At 52.6% G+C, this 19,842-nt stretch carries 19 protein-coding genes; 14 read left to right on the forward strand and 5 right to left on the reverse strand.

Annotated features, from left to right (window positions below; translation table 11 throughout):
• The first annotated feature begins 15 nt into the window (after positions 1–15).
• The 7 genes from ACMGGS_RS01965 to ACMGGS_RS01995 all read left to right on the forward strand — a co-directional run bounded on the left by ACMGGS_RS01965 (position 16) and on the right by ACMGGS_RS01995 (position 6,607).
• The gene (locus ACMGGS_RS01965; protein WP_414164829.1) at positions 16–720 is read left to right on the forward strand and encodes a YggS family pyridoxal phosphate-dependent enzyme; all 705 of its coding nucleotides are present in this window, start codon (positions 16–18) and stop codon (positions 718–720) included.
• 18 nt (positions 721–738) lie between these two features.
• Entirely contained in the window at positions 739–1,305 is a 567-nt protein-coding gene (locus tag ACMGGS_RS01970) for a YggT family protein (RefSeq protein ID WP_414164830.1), read from the forward strand.
• The gene (yggU, locus tag ACMGGS_RS01975; protein WP_414164831.1) at positions 1,302–1,592 is read left to right on the forward strand and encodes a DUF167 family protein YggU; all 291 of its coding nucleotides are present in this window, start codon (positions 1,302–1,304) and stop codon (positions 1,590–1,592) included. Before ACMGGS_RS01970 ends, yggU begins: the two co-directional genes overlap by 4 nt.
• 7 nt (positions 1,593–1,599) lie before the next feature.
• Complete coding sequence (locus tag ACMGGS_RS01980) at positions 1,600–2,193, forward strand: XTP/dITP diphosphatase (protein ID WP_414164832.1); 594 nt, start codon at positions 1,600–1,602, stop codon at positions 2,191–2,193.
• Positions 2,186–3,322: a radical SAM family heme chaperone HemW gene (gene hemW / locus ACMGGS_RS01985; RefSeq protein ID WP_414166182.1), complete on the forward strand. Its 1,137-nt coding sequence runs from the start codon at positions 2,186–2,188 to the stop codon at positions 3,320–3,322. Before ACMGGS_RS01980 ends, hemW begins: the two co-directional genes overlap by 8 nt.
• Before the next feature lie 769 nt (positions 3,323–4,091).
• The gene (locus tag ACMGGS_RS01990; protein WP_414164833.1) at positions 4,092–5,105 is read left to right on the forward strand and encodes a PdxA family dehydrogenase; all 1,014 of its coding nucleotides are present in this window, start codon (positions 4,092–4,094) and stop codon (positions 5,103–5,105) included.
• A gap of 143 nt (positions 5,106–5,248) precedes the next feature.
• On the forward strand, positions 5,249–6,607 hold the full coding sequence (locus ACMGGS_RS01995; protein WP_414164834.1) for a gluconate:H+ symporter: 1,359 nt from the start codon (positions 5,249–5,251) through the stop codon (positions 6,605–6,607).
• 70 nt (positions 6,608–6,677) lie between these two features.
• Here the strand turns inward: ACMGGS_RS01995 and ACMGGS_RS02000 are convergent, their stop codons facing one another.
• From ACMGGS_RS02000 to trmB, 3 genes are read right to left on the reverse strand one after another with little or no spacing between them, the layout of a single operon-like run.
• A complete protein-coding gene (locus ACMGGS_RS02000; protein ID WP_414164835.1) occupies positions 6,678–7,394 on the reverse strand; it encodes a DUF2884 domain-containing protein in 717 nt (238 codons plus the stop codon).
• 51 nt (positions 7,395–7,445) lie between these two features.
• Positions 7,446–7,772: a YggL family protein gene (locus tag ACMGGS_RS02005; RefSeq protein ID WP_414164836.1), complete on the reverse strand. Its 327-nt coding sequence runs from the start codon at positions 7,770–7,772 to the stop codon at positions 7,446–7,448.
• Entirely contained in the window at positions 7,772–8,491 is a 720-nt protein-coding gene (gene trmB / locus ACMGGS_RS02010; RefSeq protein ID WP_194208347.1) for a tRNA (guanosine(46)-N7)-methyltransferase TrmB, read from the reverse strand. The genes ACMGGS_RS02005 and trmB overlap by 1 nt, the downstream gene beginning before the upstream one ends.
• A gap of 148 nt (positions 8,492–8,639) precedes the next feature.
• Between trmB and mutY the strand changes: the two genes are divergently transcribed.
• The 3 genes from mutY to mltC are packed head-to-tail and all read left to right on the forward strand — an operon-like array spanning position 8,640 to position 11,129.
• A complete protein-coding gene (mutY, locus tag ACMGGS_RS02015; RefSeq protein ID WP_414164837.1) occupies positions 8,640–9,698 on the forward strand; it encodes an A/G-specific adenine glycosylase in 1,059 nt (352 codons plus the stop codon).
• Positions 9,699–9,725: 27 nt separating this feature from the next.
• The gene (locus ACMGGS_RS02020; RefSeq protein WP_176917298.1) at positions 9,726–10,001 is read left to right on the forward strand and encodes an oxidative damage protection protein; all 276 of its coding nucleotides are present in this window, start codon (positions 9,726–9,728) and stop codon (positions 9,999–10,001) included.
• A gap of 45 nt (positions 10,002–10,046) precedes the next feature.
• Positions 10,047–11,129, forward strand: coding sequence for a membrane-bound lytic murein transglycosylase MltC (gene mltC, locus ACMGGS_RS02025; protein ID WP_414166183.1), 1,083 nt, complete (start codon positions 10,047–10,049; stop codon positions 11,127–11,129).
• Between the two features lie 46 nt (positions 11,130–11,175).
• Here the strand turns inward: mltC and ACMGGS_RS02030 are convergent, their stop codons facing one another.
• Entirely contained in the window at positions 11,176–12,054 is an 879-nt protein-coding gene (locus ACMGGS_RS02030) for an ROK family protein (RefSeq protein WP_414164838.1), read from the reverse strand.
• A 260-nt stretch (positions 12,055–12,314) separates the two neighbouring features.
• On the opposite strand from ACMGGS_RS02030, the gene ACMGGS_RS02035 reads away from it, so the two are divergent.
• The 4 genes from ACMGGS_RS02035 to ACMGGS_RS02050 all read left to right on the forward strand — a co-directional run bounded on the left by ACMGGS_RS02035 (position 12,315) and on the right by ACMGGS_RS02050 (position 17,222).
• On the forward strand, positions 12,315–12,614 hold the full coding sequence (locus ACMGGS_RS02035) for a PTS sugar transporter subunit IIB (protein WP_414164839.1): 300 nt from the start codon (positions 12,315–12,317) through the stop codon (positions 12,612–12,614).
• 33 nt (positions 12,615–12,647) lie between these two features.
• On the forward strand, positions 12,648–14,003 hold the full coding sequence (locus tag ACMGGS_RS02040; protein WP_414164840.1) for a PTS sugar transporter subunit IIC: 1,356 nt from the start codon (positions 12,648–12,650) through the stop codon (positions 14,001–14,003).
• Positions 14,004–14,013: 10 nt separating this feature from the next.
• Positions 14,014–16,272, forward strand: coding sequence for an alpha-xylosidase (locus ACMGGS_RS02045; protein ID WP_414164841.1), 2,259 nt, complete (start codon positions 14,014–14,016; stop codon positions 16,270–16,272).
• A gap of 227 nt (positions 16,273–16,499) precedes the next feature.
• A complete protein-coding gene (locus ACMGGS_RS02050) occupies positions 16,500–17,222 on the forward strand; it encodes a GntR family transcriptional regulator (protein WP_414164842.1) in 723 nt (240 codons plus the stop codon).
• Between the two features lie 38 nt (positions 17,223–17,260).
• On the opposite strand, the gene ACMGGS_RS02055 is transcribed toward ACMGGS_RS02050, so the two are convergent.
• Positions 17,261–19,393: an ornithine decarboxylase gene (locus tag ACMGGS_RS02055; protein WP_414164843.1), complete on the reverse strand. Its 2,133-nt coding sequence runs from the start codon at positions 19,391–19,393 to the stop codon at positions 17,261–17,263.
• Positions 19,394–19,842 lie beyond the last annotated feature (449 nt).

Here is a 19,842-nt window from a genome sequence, read left to right on the forward strand (position 1 = left end):
CATCATCCTCTGAAAATGAACGACATTGCGCATAACCTGGCACAGGTCAGGGATAAAATCTCCGCCGCTGCATCGCGTTGCGGCCGTGCTTCAGAAGAAGTTACGTTGCTTGCAGTCAGTAAAACCAAGCCTGCGAGCGCCGTCGCAGAAGCCATCGCTGCCGGGCAGCGGGCCTTTGGTGAAAATTATGTGCAGGAAGGCGTGGAAAAAATTCTCCACTTTCGCGAAGCGGGCGTGGAAGGGTTGCAGTGGCACTTTATCGGGCCGTTGCAGTCCAACAAAAGCCGCCTGGTGGCTGAGCATTTCGACTGGTGCCACACGGTTGATCGCCTGCGCATCGCCAGCCGCCTGAGCGAGCAGCGTCCGGCGCATCTGCCGCCGCTTAACGTCTTGATTCAGGTGAATATCAGCGATGAAGAGAGTAAGTCAGGCGTCTCCCTGGCGGAAATCGACGCGCTGGCGGATGCCATTGTTGAATTAAAGGGCGTGACGCTGCGCGGATTAATGGCGATCCCCGCGCCAGAGTCAGATTATGTAAGGCAGTTTGCGGTTGCAGGCCAAATGGCTGTAGCATTTACGCGGCTAAAAACACGCTATCCCACGGTAGATACCCTGTCGCTGGGCATGTCAGATGATATGGATGCTGCCATTGCGGCAGGTAGCACCATGGTACGCATCGGCACCGCGATTTTCGGTGCACGCGACTACACAAAAAAATAAGGAAAACTGAGGAACGCCATGAAGACGTTGACTTTCCTGCTCTCAACAGTCATTGAACTGTATACGATGGTGCTACTGCTACGCGTCTGGATGCAGTGGGCACGCTGCGATTTTTATAATCCATTTTCGCAGTTTATCGTCAAGATCACCCAACCGGTCGTCGGACCGTTACGCCGCTTTATCCCGTCGATGGGGCCTGTTGACAGCGCCTCACTGCTGCTGGCGTTTATTTTATGTGTTATCAAAGCTATCGTGCTGTTTATGGTGGTCACCTTCCAGCCAATTATCTGGATTGCCGCCGTCCTTATTCTGCTGAAAACCATTGGTCTGATGATTTTCTGGGTACTGCTGCTGATGGCGATCATGAGCTGGGTGAGTCAGGGCCGTAGTCCGGTGGAGTTTGTGCTGATGCAACTGGCCGATCCGCTGCTGCGCCCGATTCGCAGACTGCTCCCTTCAATGGGCGGTATCGATTTCTCGCCGATGATCCTGGTGCTGCTGCTGTACATGATCAATATGGGCATCGCCGAATTACTGCAAAGCACGGGTAACATGCTGTTGCCGGGGCTGTGGATGGCACTATGAGTGCCGTTATCACCTGCTCAGACGGTCTGGTTTTGCGGCTCTATATTCAGCCGAAAGCCAGCCGCGACAGCATTGTGGGTCTGCATGGCGACGAGGTAAAAGTCGCCATCACCGCCCCGCCGGTTGACGGTCAGGCTAACACCCATCTGGTTAAATTCCTCGCCAAACAGTTTCGCGTGGCGAAAAGCCAGGTGGTGATTGAAAAGGGCGAACTGGGCCGTCATAAACAGGTTAAGATTATTCATCCGCAACAGATCCCGACGGAAGTCGCGGCGCTAACAGAGTAAATGTCCTATGCAAAAAGTTGTCCTCGCGACCGGTAATGCCGGTAAAGTGCGTGAACTCGCCTCGCTGCTGAGCGATTTTGGTCTTGATATCGTCGCGCAAACCGATCTCGGCGTGGAGTCCGCGGAAGAGACGGGCCTGACGTTTATCGAAAACGCGATCCTGAAAGCACGCCACGCCGCGCAGGTCACTGGCCTGCCCGCCATCGCCGATGATTCCGGTCTGGCGGTTCACGCCCTGGGCGGTGCGCCGGGGATTTATTCCGCGCGCTATTCCGGCGTGGATGCCACTGACCAGCAGAATCTGGAAAAGCTGCTGGAAGAACTGAACGATATCCCGGACGACCAGCGTCAGGCGCAGTTCCACTGCGTGCTGGTGTATCTGCGTCATGCCGACGATCCGACGCCGCTGGTATGCCACGGTAGCTGGTCCGGCGTGATTACCCGCCAGCCAGCGGGCGCAGGCGGTTTCGGCTACGACCCCATTTTCTTCGTGCCTTCTGAAGGCAAAACGGCAGCCGAACTGACCCGCGAAGAGAAGAGCGCTATCTCCCACCGTGGGCAGGCGCTGAAACTGTTACTGGACGCCCTGCGTGATCGCTAATTTACCGCCTCTGAGTCTGTATATTCATATTCCGTGGTGCGTGCAGAAATGCCCGTACTGCGATTTCAACTCGCACGCGCTGAAGGGCGACGTGCCGCACGATGATTATGTTCAACACCTGTTGAGCGATCTGGACGGCGACGTCGCTTACGCGCAGGGACGCGAGATTACGACCATTTTTATCGGCGGTGGCACGCCAAGCCTGCTGTCCGGGCCGGCAATGCAGGCGCTGCTGGACGGTGTGCGTGCGCGCCTGCCGCTGGCGTCCAGTGCGGAAATCACCATGGAAGCCAATCCGGGCACGGTGGAAGCGGACCGTTTCGTGGAGTATCAGCGTGCGGGTATTAACCGTATCTCCATCGGCGTGCAGAGTTTTAGTGAACCGAAGTTACAGCGCTTAGGGCGCATTCACGGCCCGGAAGAAGCTAAACGCGCCGCACGGCTGGCGGCGGGTCTTGGGCTGCGCAGCTTTAACCTGGACCTGATGCACGGCCTGCCGGATCAGTCGCTGGACGAGGCGCTGGATGATTTGCGTCAGGCCATCGCGCTGAATCCACCGCACCTGTCATGGTATCAGTTGACCATTGAACCAAACACCCTGTTTGGCTCTCGCCCCCCAGTGCTGCCGGATGACGATGCGCTATGGGATATTTTCGAGCAGGGTCATCAGTTGTTGAGCGCCGCAGGCTATCAGCAGTATGAAACGTCAGCCTATGCGAAGCCGGGCTATCAGTGTCAGCACAACCTCAATTACTGGCGCTTTGGTGATTACCTCGGCATCGGCTGCGGCGCGCACGGTAAGGTCACCTTTCCGGACGGATGCATTTTACGCACCACCAAAACGCGTCACCCGCGCGGTTATATGCAGGGGCGCTATCTGGAAAGCCAGCGCGACGTGGAGTTGGCGGATAAACCTTTCGAGTTCTTTATGAATCGCTTTCGTCTGCTGGAACCTGCGCCGCGCGCCGAGTTTGTGCGCTATACCGGGCTGACGGAAGCCGCCGTTCGTGCACAGATTGACGAGGCGCTGGCGCAGGGTTATCTCACCGAAAGCGAGTCGCACTGGCAGATCACCGAACACGGCAAACTGTTCCTCAACTCGCTGCTGGAACTGTTCCTCGCGGATTAACCTTCTTTACCGCGCCGACCGGGATTATTTAATTACCCCGCGTCGGCGCAGATCGGTAATATCCTGCTGCCAGACGCACATATAAATTGCTGCCGTTAACCGCCAAATACGTTGTTTTATCGTTAACATCAATAGATAAAAGGGCCTCATTTTTTATATTTTTGCGATCACCCTCCCCAAAATCCTTCATCAGGAAGCATTTATCATTCACCAGATAAATTGTTTATAATAAATGCATTCACCAACATTAAATTACCAGGCTAAATGTAAATAGCTTAACAATAAATACACAAGGTGAGGCAGATCACATAAACATTAATCGTTACAATCCTCCGTAAAGATAGCTATTGCTTCCCTTTTTAAATAGGCAAATAATTCTTTTTACAGAACATGCGTTCTATATATGGAACAGATAGTAAAAATGAATAATGGTAAATTTAAAGATATCTCTCCACCTGATTCAGACCGTTAATCAGGAAGAGAAGCTCAACATGCACAGGTAATCTACGTTGATTATTCCTGAAGGCGATATTGTTTAAAATATTTCCTTAGTGCGGACGATAAAAACCGGTGAGGCTATAGCGGCTTTTAGCGTGCGGCATTCCTGATAGCGGAATAAGTTTAGATATAATATCACTGGCAATAATAACTATTTCGATAACAAACTATTTTGTTACCGGCAGTTTATGTGCGCAGTTACGTTTAATAGGTTTAACGACGGATGAATTAAGCACGTCTTTGAACACAAAAATATAGTCTGAGGTGAACAATGGAGCAAAAACCTGTACTGGGTATTTTTTTAGGCGAGGCCGCCGGTATTGGGCCTGAACTGGTTGCGAAAGTGATCGCCGACGGAACAGCCTGTAACTATTGCCGGCCCATTCTGATTGGCGACGCGCGGGTGCTGGCGCTTGGCCAGAAGATTGCTGGCGTCCGTTTTCCCTGCAAAACCATCACCGATCCGACAGAGGCAACCTGGGAAAACGGCACCGTTCCGCTGATCGATCTAAAAAACTACAATCCTGAAAACCTGGTGATGGGAACAATAGATACCGTCTCAGGTCATGCTACCGGCGAGTCGCTGGTTCGTTGTATGTCTCTGTTAAAAAACAGAAAAATTGATGGTTTTGTTTTTGCCCCGCTGAACAAAGAAGCGTTTAAGAAAGGGGGCTGGCATGTCGAAGATGAGCATTACCTGTTTGCAGAGCAGCTTGATTGTCTGGATCGCCCGCGTGGCCTGCTGAACGTGCTGGACGACTTGTGGGTTTTCCGCGTCACCGGGCACGTTCCGTTCCGCGATGTTGTTAACTATATTACGCCGGAAAATGTGGGCCGCTCCATTCAGCTTTGTTACGACACCTTAAAAATGGCCGGATATGATCGTCCGCGTATTGCCGTGGCGGCGCTGAATCCGCATGCCGGGGATGGCGGTACCTGCGGCCGGGAAGAAATTGAGGTGCTGATGCCGGTAATTAAACAATATCAGGCCAAAGGCATGGATATTTATGGCCCGGTCCCCGGTGACACGATATTCATACATGCGTTTAATCATGAATATGATGCGGTGGTGACACTTTTTCACGATCAGGGACAAATAGCCACTAAGTTGCATGCCTTTGACATCGGTGTCACAGTCGCGGGCGGACTCCCCTATGCTATTACCACGCCGGAGCACGGCACCGCATTTGATATTGCCGGGAAAGGCGTGGCAAAAACGCTGGCAACAGAAAGAGCGATTTCCGTGGCGGCCCAAATGGCAATAACTACTCACAAATATAAATAGCAGAGATATCCTGGTCATTTCTTTCATAAATGACCAGTTTTTTAAACGTAAAATATGCTGACACTGGTAATATATAACCATGCTTCCGCAGGGCACTCTCTTCATTAATTTATGGACTGGTATGGTTTTTAAGGAGAAAGTCTGTGGACACAACCTCGTTTGTGGTAATAAGTGGAGTCGTTTCAATCGGCCTGCTGATTATCCTTATTACTAAATTAAAATTACATCCCTTTTTCGCATTGCTGATTTCATCTCTGTTTCTGGGGATGGTCAATGGCATGGGCGTGACCAAATCAGTAAAGGCCTTTACTCACGGCTTCGGTGGGCAGCTTGGGGTAACCGGAGTAGTCATTGGTCTGGGGGCGATGCTGGGAGGATTACTGGTTCAGTCAGGCGGCGGAGACAAAATTGCCGATATAATTATCGGTAACAGAAAACGCGTATGGATGCCATTAAGCGTAGGACTGGTGTCGCTGATTATCGGTTTGCCTAACCTGTTTGAAGTGACCTTCGTACTGATGGTGCCGCTGGTCTTCTCGATCATGAAACGCCTCAACGTTTCCGTGCTGGCAGTTGCGATTCCGATGTGTGCCGGTTTGATGACTGCGCATGCCCTGTTGCCGCCCGGACCGGCAACCATTATCGCGGCAACGGCGTATAACGCTAATATTGGCGAAACAACACTGTATGGCGTCATTATCAGCGTTCCCGTATTGCTCGTCGGCGCTTATCTTTTCCCACGCCTGATGCGTCATCATATGGATGTGGGCACGCCGCTTGATTTAACCGGCCCGGCTCACGGTTCAGGTAAAGCAAAGAACGCCACTCGCCAGCCTTCGCTGGGCGTGGCGCTGACCACCGTGCTTATTGCGCCGTTCCTGATGATTATCGGCACTATCGGCATCAATTTCGTGCCGAAAACCGGGCTGATTCAGGAAATCTTTCAGGCCATCGGCAACCCGATTGTTACTCTCGGACTGGCATTGATTTACGCGATGATTTTCATGGGGCGCGCCACCGGCTTAGCGGCAGAAGAGATCCTCGCTATCTGCAAAAAGAGCATTGTGCCGATTGTCGGCCTGCTGCTGATTATTGGCGCTGGTGGCGGCCTGAAGGATATGCTGAACACCATTGGTCTGAGCGATATTATCAGTCATCTGGCAACCGAGTGGTCGATTCCGCCGCTGCTGTTTGCCTGGCTTATCGCGGTGGTTTTCCGTATCGCCCTGGGTTCTGGTACCGTGGCGGTTTCCGCTTCCTGTGGCATCGTTGCCTCACTCCTGGCCGCGCATCCTGATACCAACGTGGCGCTGTTGGTACTGTCCACAACCACTGGCGCGATGATTTTCTCGCATGTGAGCGACGGCGCGTTCTGGCTGTTTAAAGAGTATTTTGGCCTCACCGTACCGCAAACCCTGCGCACATGGAGTTTGCTGGTAACGGTACAATCAGTGGTAGGTCTGATCTGCGTGCTCGCGCTGGGGGCGTTCGTCGGGGCGTAATCCTGAATCACAAAAACAAAAAATCCCCGACGCTGTTTCGGGGATTTTTTATTGCAGTGAACAGGGTGCTTTATTTCAATCCACCCACCAGCGCCTTCCGGCTGTCTTCCAGCGAAATCACCCGCTGGCAGACGGCTTTACCGAACTGCTGGAAATCTTTTTCTTGATTTTTCCACTCGTTCTGTACGGCGGTTTGCAGGCCGCCCAGGTTGCCGAGCACGCTTTGCAGTGGATTACCGCCTTTGGTCACCGCCTGCGCGCCCATCTCGTTAATGCTGTCCTGCAAGATACCGCCCATCGCCTGATTCACCAGCTGTTGCCCGTTGGCACGAACCTGGTCAATAGCCTGATAGTGGAAGGTCAAACCGTCGCTACGATGCTCGATAATCTTGTTCAGTTGATCTTTAAGCTGTGCGTCCAGTTGGGTCAGTCGATTGCGCATTTTGCTATCGGCCCCGACCTGCTGGGTAATGATTTTATCCAGCGCGGTTCGCCCTTTCTCAACGCGACTGCGCGCGCCCTCGTCGATCCACGGCAGAGCGTTGCGTAAATCGGTCTGGTAATCTTTGGCCTGCTCACGCTGGCTGGCACTCAGGTTGTACTGTTTGCCATTGAACATGACGCTGCCATCCGGCGCGATCACTAAATTGCCATTCTCACCTTTAACCTGCACCGTTTGCGGGTTGAGGATCACGTCGTCGCGCGGCGTGACGCTACACTTGTAGTCTGCCTGTGCGGCAAATGCCGTCACCGTCAATGCCGCTGCCAGCAGCGCTTTACGCATCATACTTACTCCCTCAGAGACAAAACGGGCCAGCATATGCCAGCCCCGTATAACTTAGTCCCACCAGACGTCGAAAAGTTCGCTAGTGCGCACCTCTTCAAGCTGGTGTTCTTCCAGCCATTTACGCACGGCGGCCTGGTCGTCTTCGGTACATTTACCGATCTCCTGACGGCAAATCAGCCCTTCCCAGGCAAGGTAGCCGCTACCGTCGAATGCCAGTTTGTTCGGCTCGATCACCTCATTGATAAAATCGTCAACCGTTTGATCGATCTGCTCTCCGGTGGTCCCCTCCGGAAAACGGAACGCGACGGAAAAACCTAACTCCTGAAACTCGTCAATGTGCATTTTTTTACGCAGACGACGACTACGATGCTTTGCCATTATTTCACCCTCTCGAACATTAAGTCCCATACGCCGTGACCAAGACGATGGCCACGCTGTTCAAATTTGGTTACCGGACGTGAGTCCGGACGCGGTACGTAGTCGTTGCTGGCAGACTGGTTTTTATACCCGTCCAGCGCGGACATCACTTCCAGCATGTGCTCCGCATAGGCTTCCCAGTCGGTCGCCATATGGAATACGCCGCCCAGCTTCAGCTTACTTTTAACCAGTTCTGCAAATTCGGTCTGCACGATACGCCGTTTATTATGACGGGCTTTGTGCCACGGGTCAGGGAAAAAGAGCTGTACCATAGTTAAAGAATTGTCAGGGATCATTTTGTGCAGCACTTCCACCGCGTCGTGACACATCACGCGCAGGTTCTCCACGCCCTCTTCATGCGCGGAGGAGAGGCAGGCACCGACGCCCGGCGAGTGAACTTCAATCCCAAGAAAGTTTTGCTCCGGCTTCGCTTTTGCCATCGTGACCAGCGAGGCCCCCATGCCGAAGCCGATTTCCAGCGTCACGGGCGCATCGCGACCAAACAGTTCGGCAAAATCCAGCGGCGCGTCCGAGAATTCAACGCCCATCACCGGCCAGTAGTGATCCAGCGCGTGCTGCTGCCCTTTGGTCAGGCGTCCCTGGCGGCGGACGAAGCTACGAATACGGCGCAGCGGGCGACCGTTTTCATCAAATTCCGGTGAAATGACGTCGTTATTCATAAAAGTAATCTGCTTGTGAGAGTCGTCGGGAAAACGGGCATTATCCAAAGTTAGTTGCCGGATGCAAGCATAGCAAAGATCCGATTTACAGCTTCGCGCGGCTGTGCTGGAATCTGTGCCCCTGATAGCGCAAATTCGGAAGCCCGCTTTGACCCTACAAGCTTCGCAATTTTCAGCCCGGGTGCTGGAATGGTACGACAAATATGGGCGTAAGACCCTGCCCTGGCAAATCGAAAAGACGCCCTATAAAGTCTGGCTCTCTGAGGTCATGCTGCAACAGACCCAGGTGACTACAGTCATTCCTTACTTTGAGCGTTTTATGGCGCGCTTCCCAACGGTGACGGATCTGGCCGAAGCTCCGCTTGATGAAGTGCTGCATCTGTGGACCGGGCTGGGTTACTACGCCCGCGCGCGTAACCTGCATAAAGCCGCTCAGCAGGTCGCCACGCTGCACGGCGGCGTATTTCCGCAGACGTTTGAAGCAGTCTGCGCCCTGCCCGGCGTCGGGCGCTCCACCGCCGGGGCGATTTTATCCCTCTCGCTGGGTCAGCATTATCCGATTCTGGACGGTAACGTGAAACGCGTGCTGGCACGCTGCTATGCTGTTGCCGGCTGGCCAGGTAAAAAAGAGGTCGAGAGCCGCCTGTGGTCAGTCAGTGAAAACGTCACGCCAGCACAGGGCGTCGAGCGGTTTAATCAGGCGATGATGGATTTAGGGGCGATGGTTTGCACTCGCTCAAAACCGAAATGCGAACTGTGTCCGTTAAATATCGGCTGCGAGGCGTATGCCATGCATAGCTGGGCGCAGTATCCGGGCAAGAAGCCGAAGCAGACGCTGCCGGAACGCACCGGCTATCTGCTGTTAATGCAGCATGGCGATGAGGTTTATCTGGCGCAGCGGCCGCCCCGCGGCTTGTGGGGAGGATTATTTTGCTTTCCGCAGTTTGCCACTGAGGAAGAAATGCGGGACTGGCTGGCGCAACGGCAGATTAGCGCCGATAATTTGCGCCAAATGACGGCATTTCGCCATACTTTCAGCCATTTCCATCTGGATATCGTGCCAATGTGGCTTCCCGTGTCCTCTTTCCATACATGCATGGATGAAGGCAACGCGCTCTGGTATAACTTAGCGCAACCGCCGTCAGTTGGACTGGCGGCACCCGTGGAGCGCCTGTTACAACAGCTACGCGCCGGAGCACTCGCATAACGCTCGGGCCGATAACGAGGATTACCTATGAGCAGAACTATTTTTTGTACCTTCCTGCAACGTGACGCTGAAGGTCAGGATTTCCAGCTATACCCGGGCGAGGTTGGCAAACGCATCTATAACGAAATCTCGAAAGAGGCCTGGGCGCAGTGGCAGCAGAAGCAGACCATGCTGATCAACGAGAAAAAGCTCAACATGATGAATGTGGAGCACCGCAAGCTGCTGGAGCAGGAAATGATCAACTTCCTGTTTGAAGGCAAAGACGTGCACATCGAAGGCTACACGCCGGAAGACAAAAAATAAGGGCTTCGCGCCCTTCACAACAACACAACACACGCTCCCGGAATGATGAAAAAATATTTAGCGCTAGCCCTTCTTGCGCCGTTACTCATCTCCTGTTCAGATTCAACGAAGAAGGGTGAGACGTTTAACGAAGCCTGGGTCAAGGACACCAACAGTTTTGATATCCTGATGGGCCAGTTCGCTCATAACATTGAGAATATCTGGGGATATAAAGAGGTACTGGTCGCTGGTCCAAAGGACTATGTTAAGTATACCGATCAGTATCAGACGCGTAGCCACATCAACTTTGATGAGGGTACGATCACCATTGAGACCATTTCCGGAACTGAACCGGCAGCACGTCTGCGCCAGGCGATTATCCAGACGCTGCTGATCGGTGAAGATCCTGGCTCCATCGACCTCTATTCTGATGCCGATGATATTCAGATCTCCAAAGAGCCGTTCCTATATGGTCAGGTTGTCGATAATAACGGCGAGCCGATCCGCTGGGAGTGGCGCGCGGCGCGCTTTGCCGATTACCTGCTGCAAAACAGGATGAAAAGCCGCAATAACGGCCTGCATATTGTCTATAGCGTTACCATTAATCTGGTGCCGAACCACCTTGATAAGCGTGCGCATAAGTATATCGGTATGGTTCGTCAGGCTTCGCGCAAGTATAACGTCGATGAGTCGTTAATCCTTGCCATCATGCAAACTGAATCGTCCTTCAACCCATATGCGGTCAGCCGTTCCGACGCGCTCGGTTTGATGCAGGTGGTGCAGCATAGCGCCGGGAAAGATGTCTTCCGTATGCAGGGTAAAGGCGGCACGCCGGACCGCAGCTATCTGTTTGATCCGGCTAACAACATTGATACCGGCACCGCGTATCTGGCAATGCTCAGCAACGTATATCTGGCCGGTATCAGCAACCCGACCTCTCGTCGCTACGCGGTTATCACCGCTTATAATGGCGGTGCAGGCAGCGTGCTGCGGATGTTCTCAGCGGATAAAGTACAGGCGGCGACGATCATCAATACCATGTCGCCGGGCGATCTTTACCAGACCATTACCACCCGCCATCCGTCGGCGGAGTCGCGTCGCTATTTGTATAAAGTTAATAGCGCGCAGAAGGTGTATCGCAGAAAGTAACATTAGCCGGGCGGTCCTCTGCTATTCGGGGGTTGCCCGGCAATGCTTATCCACGTGCCATTCTTTGCTCGAAATTAACCGCCGCTCCGATAAGATTGGCCTCACTGCCATACTGACATAAACAGATTTCCGGCATAAATTCCTGTAGCTCCTTTTCGCTCACCAGAGCGCACAACCGCTGCTCAATGCCTGCAAACACGGCCTGATTTGCTGAGATACCGCCACCGATAATAATGCAGTCAGGATCGTAGCAGACCTGCAAATTAAGCAATCCCACGGCCATCCAGTGATAAAACTGTTCGACTTCCTGTTGAGCAATCACGTCACCCTCGCGCGCAAGCTGGAAGACCTCTGCTCCGCTCAATGCGCTGGTGACTGCAACGCGCTGATTATAGCGTTTTGCCATTGCTACGGCGGTCCCCAGCTCACTGAAGGTTTTTCCGTTATCCAGCGTCATCAGGCCAAACTCGCCGGCATATTTGTGGCTTCCCCGTTGCAGGATTTTATTTTTAACGATAGCACCGCCGATACCGGACCCCGCAATCACAAATAATACGTGTGACTTCGCCTGGCCCGCGCCGAGCGCTGCTTCAGCCATCCCCGCAGCATTAGCATCGTTTTCAATACAAACAGGTAGATCAAATAATGCGGTCAGTTCATCCACAATCGCAAAGTGATGAATGTAGGGGATAGCGCTTAAGCCGCCAATAATGCCAGCCTGCGGGTCAACGTTGCCTGGCGCGCTCACAGACACGCCTTCAACTGTATAGATGTGCTGATATTGCTGAAGAATATTCAGAAGCGTACTTTTCATTGCTGGCCAGTTTGCTGGCGTCGTCGTCGATGCCGTTTGTACTAACGCCCCCTGTTGCCAGACCCCGTGCTTTACAGAAGTCCCACCCCAGTCAAATAATACAATTGCCATTCATCCCCCAATCATATAATTCCGCAAAAATCATTCATCCGTAAAATATATAAAATGCATTCAGAACACTTTTATTATTTACACCACCCACCGTCGCTTCTCAATAGAAAAAAACGCTGAAGAATCAAATCAGGATAACGATCACAAAAGACATATCTTTTATTAATATTGATATTTACATATGAAAATAGCGGGGTATTTTTAGTTTATAAAGCAAACCAATAATAGCGAATGAATTGTTAATGTGAAGGGAATAACAGATGAACATTTCACTTTTTTGTAACTCTGGCATGTCTACCAGCATGATGGCGAAAAAGCTCCAGGCCGCCTATGAAGCCGCAGGTATCCACCACCAGGTCGAGGCCTACGACTATTCCAGCCTGCCCGATGTGGCGGAAGAGACGCAGATTATCATTCTGGGTCCACAAATCGCCTGGGCGCTGGAGGATGTTGAAAGAGACTACCCGGATAAAATTGTGTTTACGTTAGGCATTCAGGAGTTTGGCAACATGAATGGCGAACGTCTGAAAAGCAGAATTGATGAATTAATGGAAAAGTAATTTCTTTTATCTTCCAGGGATGAGGCTACATTAATGTCCATACTCTCTTTATCCGCGGTCCAGATCGGATTAACAAAATGCATCAGTAAAATTGCCGGCAATCGCCTGCTGCTGGCGCTACGCGATACTTTTATTATGACCGGCGTTCCTCTGATGATCGCCGGTATCGCCATCATGATCAGCTCCGTTTTTCTCGACCCAAACGGTATTATTTTTGGTCATGCCGGATTAAAACTCGGGGCGCTTTTTTACGGCGATGACGAGATGTGGCTGGCATCCGGCATGGCAGCCAGAATGGTCATGCTGCAGCATTACTGTAATTATTTTATTAACGGTACCATGGCGATTAACGTCATCCTGATTATTGTCGGTTTTACCTTTTTTGGCACCCGGCGTTTTTTCCCTAAAAATAAAGAACCGATTGTTTGCGTGTTTTACGCCATCGCCGCGTTCTTTATCTGCCTGCCGTGGGAGTTTACCACTAACGATGTAAACCAGCAGGTCGTCACGCTGAGCGGCATCGTCAACACCCGTTTTATTGGACAGGAAGGTATTTTTACCGGGCTGCTGGTCTCAGGATTAACCATCTGGATATTTAACCGGCTGGTGGAGAAGAATTATACGATCAAAATGCCTGACAGCGTCCCTCCGGCGGTCGCACGCAGTTTTGAATCATTGATCCCTGGCTGTTTCACTCTCCTTGTTTTTGTGGTCATCGCCGCCACGCTGCATGCCTGGTTCAACTCTTCAGTGCCTGAGATTTTACTAACACTACTGCAAAAACCGACGCTGGCGGTGGCATCGACGCCGTTCTTCGCAATTGTGGCGGTCACCACGGGGCCGCTACTGCAATGGTTTGGTATTCATGCAACCTCCGTCTGGGGGCCAATATTCGGGCTGACATGGACCATCAACGACAATGAAAATATTATGGGCGTAGCGCACCACCTCTATTCCACGCTATTTTTTAACTTTTCCACTGTGTCATCCGGTGGGATGACGATTGCACCAATCATTGCGGTTTACCTTTTCTCCCGGCGAATGGAGAACCGTAACACGGCAAAAATTGCGCTGGCTCCTGCCATTTTCAATATCAGCGAACCGATTAACTTTGGCCTGCCGATTATTTTAAACCCGGTGATGTTTATTCCCTATGTACTGAGCTGGGTGCTCCCCTTCTTCGGCGCAGTATTGCTGACCAACATGGGTCTGCTCCCCATTATTACCAACAATGTTCCATGGACCGTGCCACCCGTTATCTCCGGAATACTTTTCTCCGGGCAAATTTCAGGGGGACTTTATCAGCTTTTAGTGATTGTGGTGATGACCGCTATCTATATGCCCTTTGTCAAAATTGCTAATTCGATTAACGAAAAAGCCGCGGAATAAATGAGAAAAGATGATGGAAGAACATATTATCAACCGGGCCATCAACGGCTGGGATTACCAGAATAGCGACCGTCTTTTTTATCACGATGGCTATCATTACGATTATGTTACCGATGCGACAGCGATCGTTGAAAACGAGCATAGCGTCGACATTATGTTAACGATGACCAGCGGTAAGGCGGCCTGTTTAACGCTGGCCGCGCTGACTGACGGCACGCTGGCGTTTGAATTTAGTCCGCTACCAATCGGCCATGAAATGCCAGCGTTTTATTTGCCAGTGACGGAATGGCCGCGACAGGCATTTACCGTCCGGCAGAGTAGCGAGAAGGCGCAACTCCACTACGGTGAACTCAACGTGACGCTCACCCTCTCCCCTTTCTCGATGCAGGTGCGGCGGGGAGACACGTTTTTTACGTTGTCGGGCAAGAAAGTCTCACGCCAGCCGGTGACGCCGGGGCTGGGTATTCGTATTAACGCGCAGGGCCAGACCGACACGTTTTTATCCTGGGAGATGAAAAACGGTCAGCATTTCTACGGCCTGGGGGAAAAATTTGGTCCCGTTGAAAAATCGCAGTCTCGCGTCACCAGCTATGTGATGGATGCCTGCGCTACCAACTCAACGGATCTGAGCTATAAAGCGCACCCGATTTTACTGAGCGATGCCGGATACGGCATCATGCTGGCGACTGCCAGACGCACCCACTGGGAAATCGGCCACTTCTGTTTTGAATCCGCCAGCGCGCTGAGCGAAAGCGCCCTGTTGCGCGGCTACCTGTTTTTCGGCGATTCATTAAAAGCGCTGGTACAGAGGCTGGCTGAAATGCAGGGCAAACCCGAACTGCCTGCCCCGTGGACGCTGGGCGTCTGGTACAGCCGCTGCGCTTATCAGAGCGCGGAAGAGGTGCTGGGCATTAAAAAGCAGCTTGAGGAGCACCAGCTTCCCTTTGATGTCCTGCATCTGGACGTCAACTGGGGCAAGCACTACTGGTATAAAGATTTTTGGGTCGACTGCTGCGACTTCGAGTGGGGTCATGCCCATTTTCCGCAGCCGGAAGCCTTTTTTGCCGATCTTGAAAAAGATCATGTCGCCTGCTCAGTGTGGATCAACCCCTACCTGCCGCCCGGCACCGATATCTATCGTGAGGCGCTGGAAAAAGGTTATCTGGTCAAAACGTTGAACGGCGACATTGCCCACGTTTACCGGCGCAACGTCAGTGAAATTGGTATTCCCGATCTGACTTATCCGCAGGCCTATAACTGGTGGAAAGCGCACCTGATTACGCTGTTGCGCCGTGGCCTGAAAGCGCTGAAGCCCGATTATGCCGATCGGATCCCTGAAGATGCGCTGTTTTACAACGGCTATAGCGGCAAGGATATGCATAACGCTTATATCTGGCTGTATGCGAAAGTGTGTTATGAAGCCACCCAGGACGTTCACGGCACCGCCCTGGTCTGGAAACGGCCGGGCTTTCTCGGCTGTGGACGCTTTGCCGGTACCTGGTCAGGCGATGTGGAGTCCACCTTTGAAGGACTCAAGCATACTTTGCGCGGCGGCCTGAGCGTTGGTTTTAGCGGCGAATGTTACTGGAGCAGCGACATCGCCGGTTTCAAAGGGCAGAACGTCGATCCAGAGCTTTACATCCGCTGGTCGCAGATGGGGATGCTGTGTTCTCTGGCGCGCTACCACGGCGTCAGCCCACGCGAGCCGTGGCATTTTGGGCAGCAGGCGGTCGATATTGTCAGGCGTTACAGCCAGCTTCGCTATCGCTGGCTGCCATATTTGCTGGCACTCGGTTGTGAAGCGCAGGACAAAGGTCTGCCACTCATGCGTCATCTGGCGCTGGAATTTGCAGACGATCCTTTCGTCCACGCGATTGACGATCAGTTTATGCTCGGCGAAAACATTATGGTTGTTCCGGTGCTGGAGCCAGGACAGCGCCAGCGACGCGTTTATCTCCCCGCAGGCCGCTGGTACTCGCTGCATGAAAAACGCTGGTTTGACGGTCAACGGGTGCTCAGCGTTGATATCACCCTTGATGACATTCCGATTTATATCCGCGAAGGGGCGATCATTCCGGCCTTTGCAGAAAATACAGCGCAGATGAAAACCTTTAACACGATCCCTGTAGTGCTGAAGGGATACGGCGATATTTCTCAGGGAAGCGGCATACTGGTGGATGAAAACCGCAGCCGCTATTGCTGGACGCTGAATAATAATACTCTGTGCTGTGATTACCCCGGCACGGTGACATTTGAAAACGTTCGGTAATACTCACTTGAGCAGGCGGTTGATTTTTATAATGCGGCGATGGATGCGCTGGCGATGCTGTAAATGGGCAGCCGACTGATTAAAAAAAACGGTCACGGGTTTAAAGCGCTGCACGATAACAATGGATTCGATTACTAACGATGTCCCCCGGGAGAGAAGCTCTCCCGGCGCTGGATTACTGCCGGTTTGATGGTATAGTGCAGTGATTTACGGACGAAGAATACCCGATGCGCGACAATTCACTGAAATATAAGATAATCTTTAATGATTTAAGAAATAAAATCATCACTGGTTATTATGGAATCAATCAGCAATTGCCGCTTGAAAAAGAGCTGGGCGACTTATACTGCGCCAGCCGCATCACCGTAAAAAAAGCTATGGATTTGCTGGTTAACGACGGCTTAATCATAAAACGCCGCGGCGTCGGTTCATTTGTTAAAGGTGCCGCCTCGCTGGTCGCCAGCGCGCCTGCGGCATCAAAACCGTTTGGCTTCACTGCCGCGCATCAGGACGACGCCGTATCGTCAAAGCTCATTGAATTTTGCGTGGCGCATCCACAGCCTGAAACCATAAAAAATCTCTATCTTGAAGAGACGGATTTTGTTTATCACTTTAGCCGCGTTCGCTATATCGATAAACAGCCGTGGTGTATTGAATACACCGAAATTCCCATCAAGATCATTCCCGGTATTCGTATTGATAATCTGATGGACTCCATTTATCAGCATATTGAAGTCGAAACCCATTTCCGCATTCAGAGCCAACATCAGGTTATTCGCGCCTGTCGGGCTAATCCGCTCGAAGTGGAAAACCTGGAGATTGATATCGTCGATCCGATAATGGAAATTGAGCAGGTGACTTATCTTGATAACGGTCTGCCATTTGAATACAGCATCATCCATTATCGTCATGACCGCTACGAATTACAAAACGTGAATATTAACAGTTAACAAGAGCAGGTCCGCATCAGACCTGCTCCATCAGGAGACTATTTCAGCACGTAGCCATACAGCCGTTTGATACCGTCAGCGTCGGTTTCGCTGTAAACCCCCTGCAATTCCGGCGAGAAGCCCGGCAGTAAATTGACGCCCTCTTCCAGCGCCAGAAAATATCGCTGTACTGCCCCGCCCCAGATTTCACCGGGCACCACGCACAGCACGCCCGGCGGGTACGGAAGGGCGCCTTCCGCCGCAATGCGCCCTTCGGCCTCGCTCAGACGCACCAGTTCGACGTTACCGCGTATAAACTCGCTGTTCGCCTCCTGCGCGCCCATTGCCACGGTTGGCAGGCTCTCTTTGCGAAACATCGCTTTTTGCAGATCTTTAACGTTAAAACTGACGTACAGATCGTGCATCTCCTGGCACAGCTCGCGTAGCGTATAGTCGCGATAGCGCACCGGGTATTTGTTATAGATGGTCGGCAGGACATCGGCCAGTGGCGTGTTATCCTCAATATGGTGTTCGAACTGCGCCAGCATCGCCACCAGCTGCGCCATTTTCTCGGCGCTTTCGGCGGGCGTCAGCAGGAACAGGATCGAGTTAAGATCGCATTTTTCCGGCACGATCCCGTTCTCGCGTAGATAGTGCGCCAGAATGGTCGCCGGCACGCCAAACCCGGTATACTCGCCATTTTCGGCATTAATACCTGGCGTGGTGAGCAGCAGCTTGCAGGGATCAACAAAATATTGTTCGCGGGCGTAGCCCTCAAAACCGTGCCATGCGGCCCCCGGCTCGAAGCTAAAGAAGCGGCGTTCGCTGGCAATCACCTCCGTGGGATATTCCTGCCACGCCCGCCCGTCCACCTCCGGCGGAATAAAGGGCCTGAGCATTTTACACTGCGCAATAATTGCTTTCCTTGCTTCAATGCCAAGCGCCACGCACTCCGCCCACAGACGGCGGCCGCTCTCCCCTTCGTGGATTTTGGCATTCACATCCAGCGCCGCGAACAGCGGGTAAAACGGGCTGGTCGAGGCGTGCAGCATGAACGCATTGTTCAGGCGCTTATGCGGGCAAAAACGCGCCTGGCCGCGCAGGTGGTTATCTTTTTTGTGGATCTGCGAGGTCTGGGAGAATCCGGCCTGCTGTTTGTGCACCGACTGGGTCACAAAAATGCCCGGATCGTTTTCGTTCAGCTCCAGCAGCAGCGGAGAGGTTTCGGCCATCATCGGAATAAACTGCTCGTAGCCGACCCACGCCGAGTCAAACAGAATGTAATCACACAGGTGGCCGATTTTATCGACCACCTGCCGCGCGTTGTAGATGGTGCCGTCGTAGGTGCCAAGCTGGATCACCGCCAGGCGGAACGGGCGCGGCTGGTCGGCTTTTTCCGGTGCCACTTCACGGATCAGCTCACGCAGGTAGCCATCATTGAAACAGCGCTCGTCGATACCGCCGATAAAGCCGAACGGATTACGCGCGGCTTCCAGATACACCGGCGTTGCGCCTGCCTGGATCAGCGCGCCATGGTGGTTCGACTTATGGTTATTGCGGTCGAAAAGCACCAGGTCGCCGCGAGTCAACAGCGCATTAGTCACCACTTTGTTCGCGGCGGACGTCCCGTTAAGCACAAAGTAGGTTTTGTCCGCATGGAACACTTTGGCGGCAAATTTCTGCGCGTGCTTGGCCGATCCTTCGTGGATCAATAAATCGCCCAGCTTAACGTCCGCATTACACATATCGGCGCGAAACACGTTCTCGCCAAAAAAGTCAAAGAACTGCCGCCCGGCGGGATGCTTTTTAAAAAACGCCCCATGCTGATGGCCCGGACAGGCAAAGGTGCTGTTATTCATCGCGACGTACTGGCTGAGCGTATCAAAAAACGGCGGCAGCAGATTTTCTTCGTAGCGTAACGCCGCCGCTTCCACCTCCAGCCACTCCTGCGCGCTGCCGGTAATCGCCGCCACTACGCCGTCGGGAAGCTGGCCTTCCTCAGAGAATAAAAATACCGGCAGTTGAAAGCCTGTGCGTTTTAACAGCGCAAGAATGCCGCTGCGACTGTCTGCCGGAGTAATGACGACTGCCGCCACATCGGTGAAATCGGTACTGTCCAGCGTCACGACATCACGTGAGGTGGAAAGCGTGGAGACCAGCGCGGCGCTGGCGGCAATTTTCATTGTGTTCATAGGCGTAAATAACCCTTGCGGGAGAATAAAAACCCCGGATAAAGCGCAGGCCTTATCCAACGAAACGTCAGGGTCTGACTGGTAACCAGCTCCGACCGCCAGACATCAGTAAAAACAGATCGCGTCTGATTTTACTGTTGTCCTACAGCGAGCATGCGTTGACCTCACCGCATGGTGAGCAGGCGAACGGATGGGATGGTACGGGGAAGCCCTCGCGTCGGCGCGCGATGACTCAGGCGAGGTAGCGACAGTAATGTCATCTCAGGCAGCCCCGTAAGCAGATGGAGAAAATTCGCGCAATCATGGCACCTTTCCCCGACAGGTGCAACACTCCGCCGGGCTTAAAAATGCAACGTAATACGATAATTCTTTTAACCGTCTGGCTAACATATTACCCTCTGAGCTATCGATTTTACTCTTCGCGCCAGCCGGAGACGCTCCTGCAGGTC

The sequence above is a fragment of the Superficieibacter sp. BNK-5 genome (assembly GCF_047456055.1).
In the GTDB taxonomy this organism is placed as follows: domain Bacteria; phylum Pseudomonadota; class Gammaproteobacteria; order Enterobacterales; family Enterobacteriaceae; genus Superficieibacter.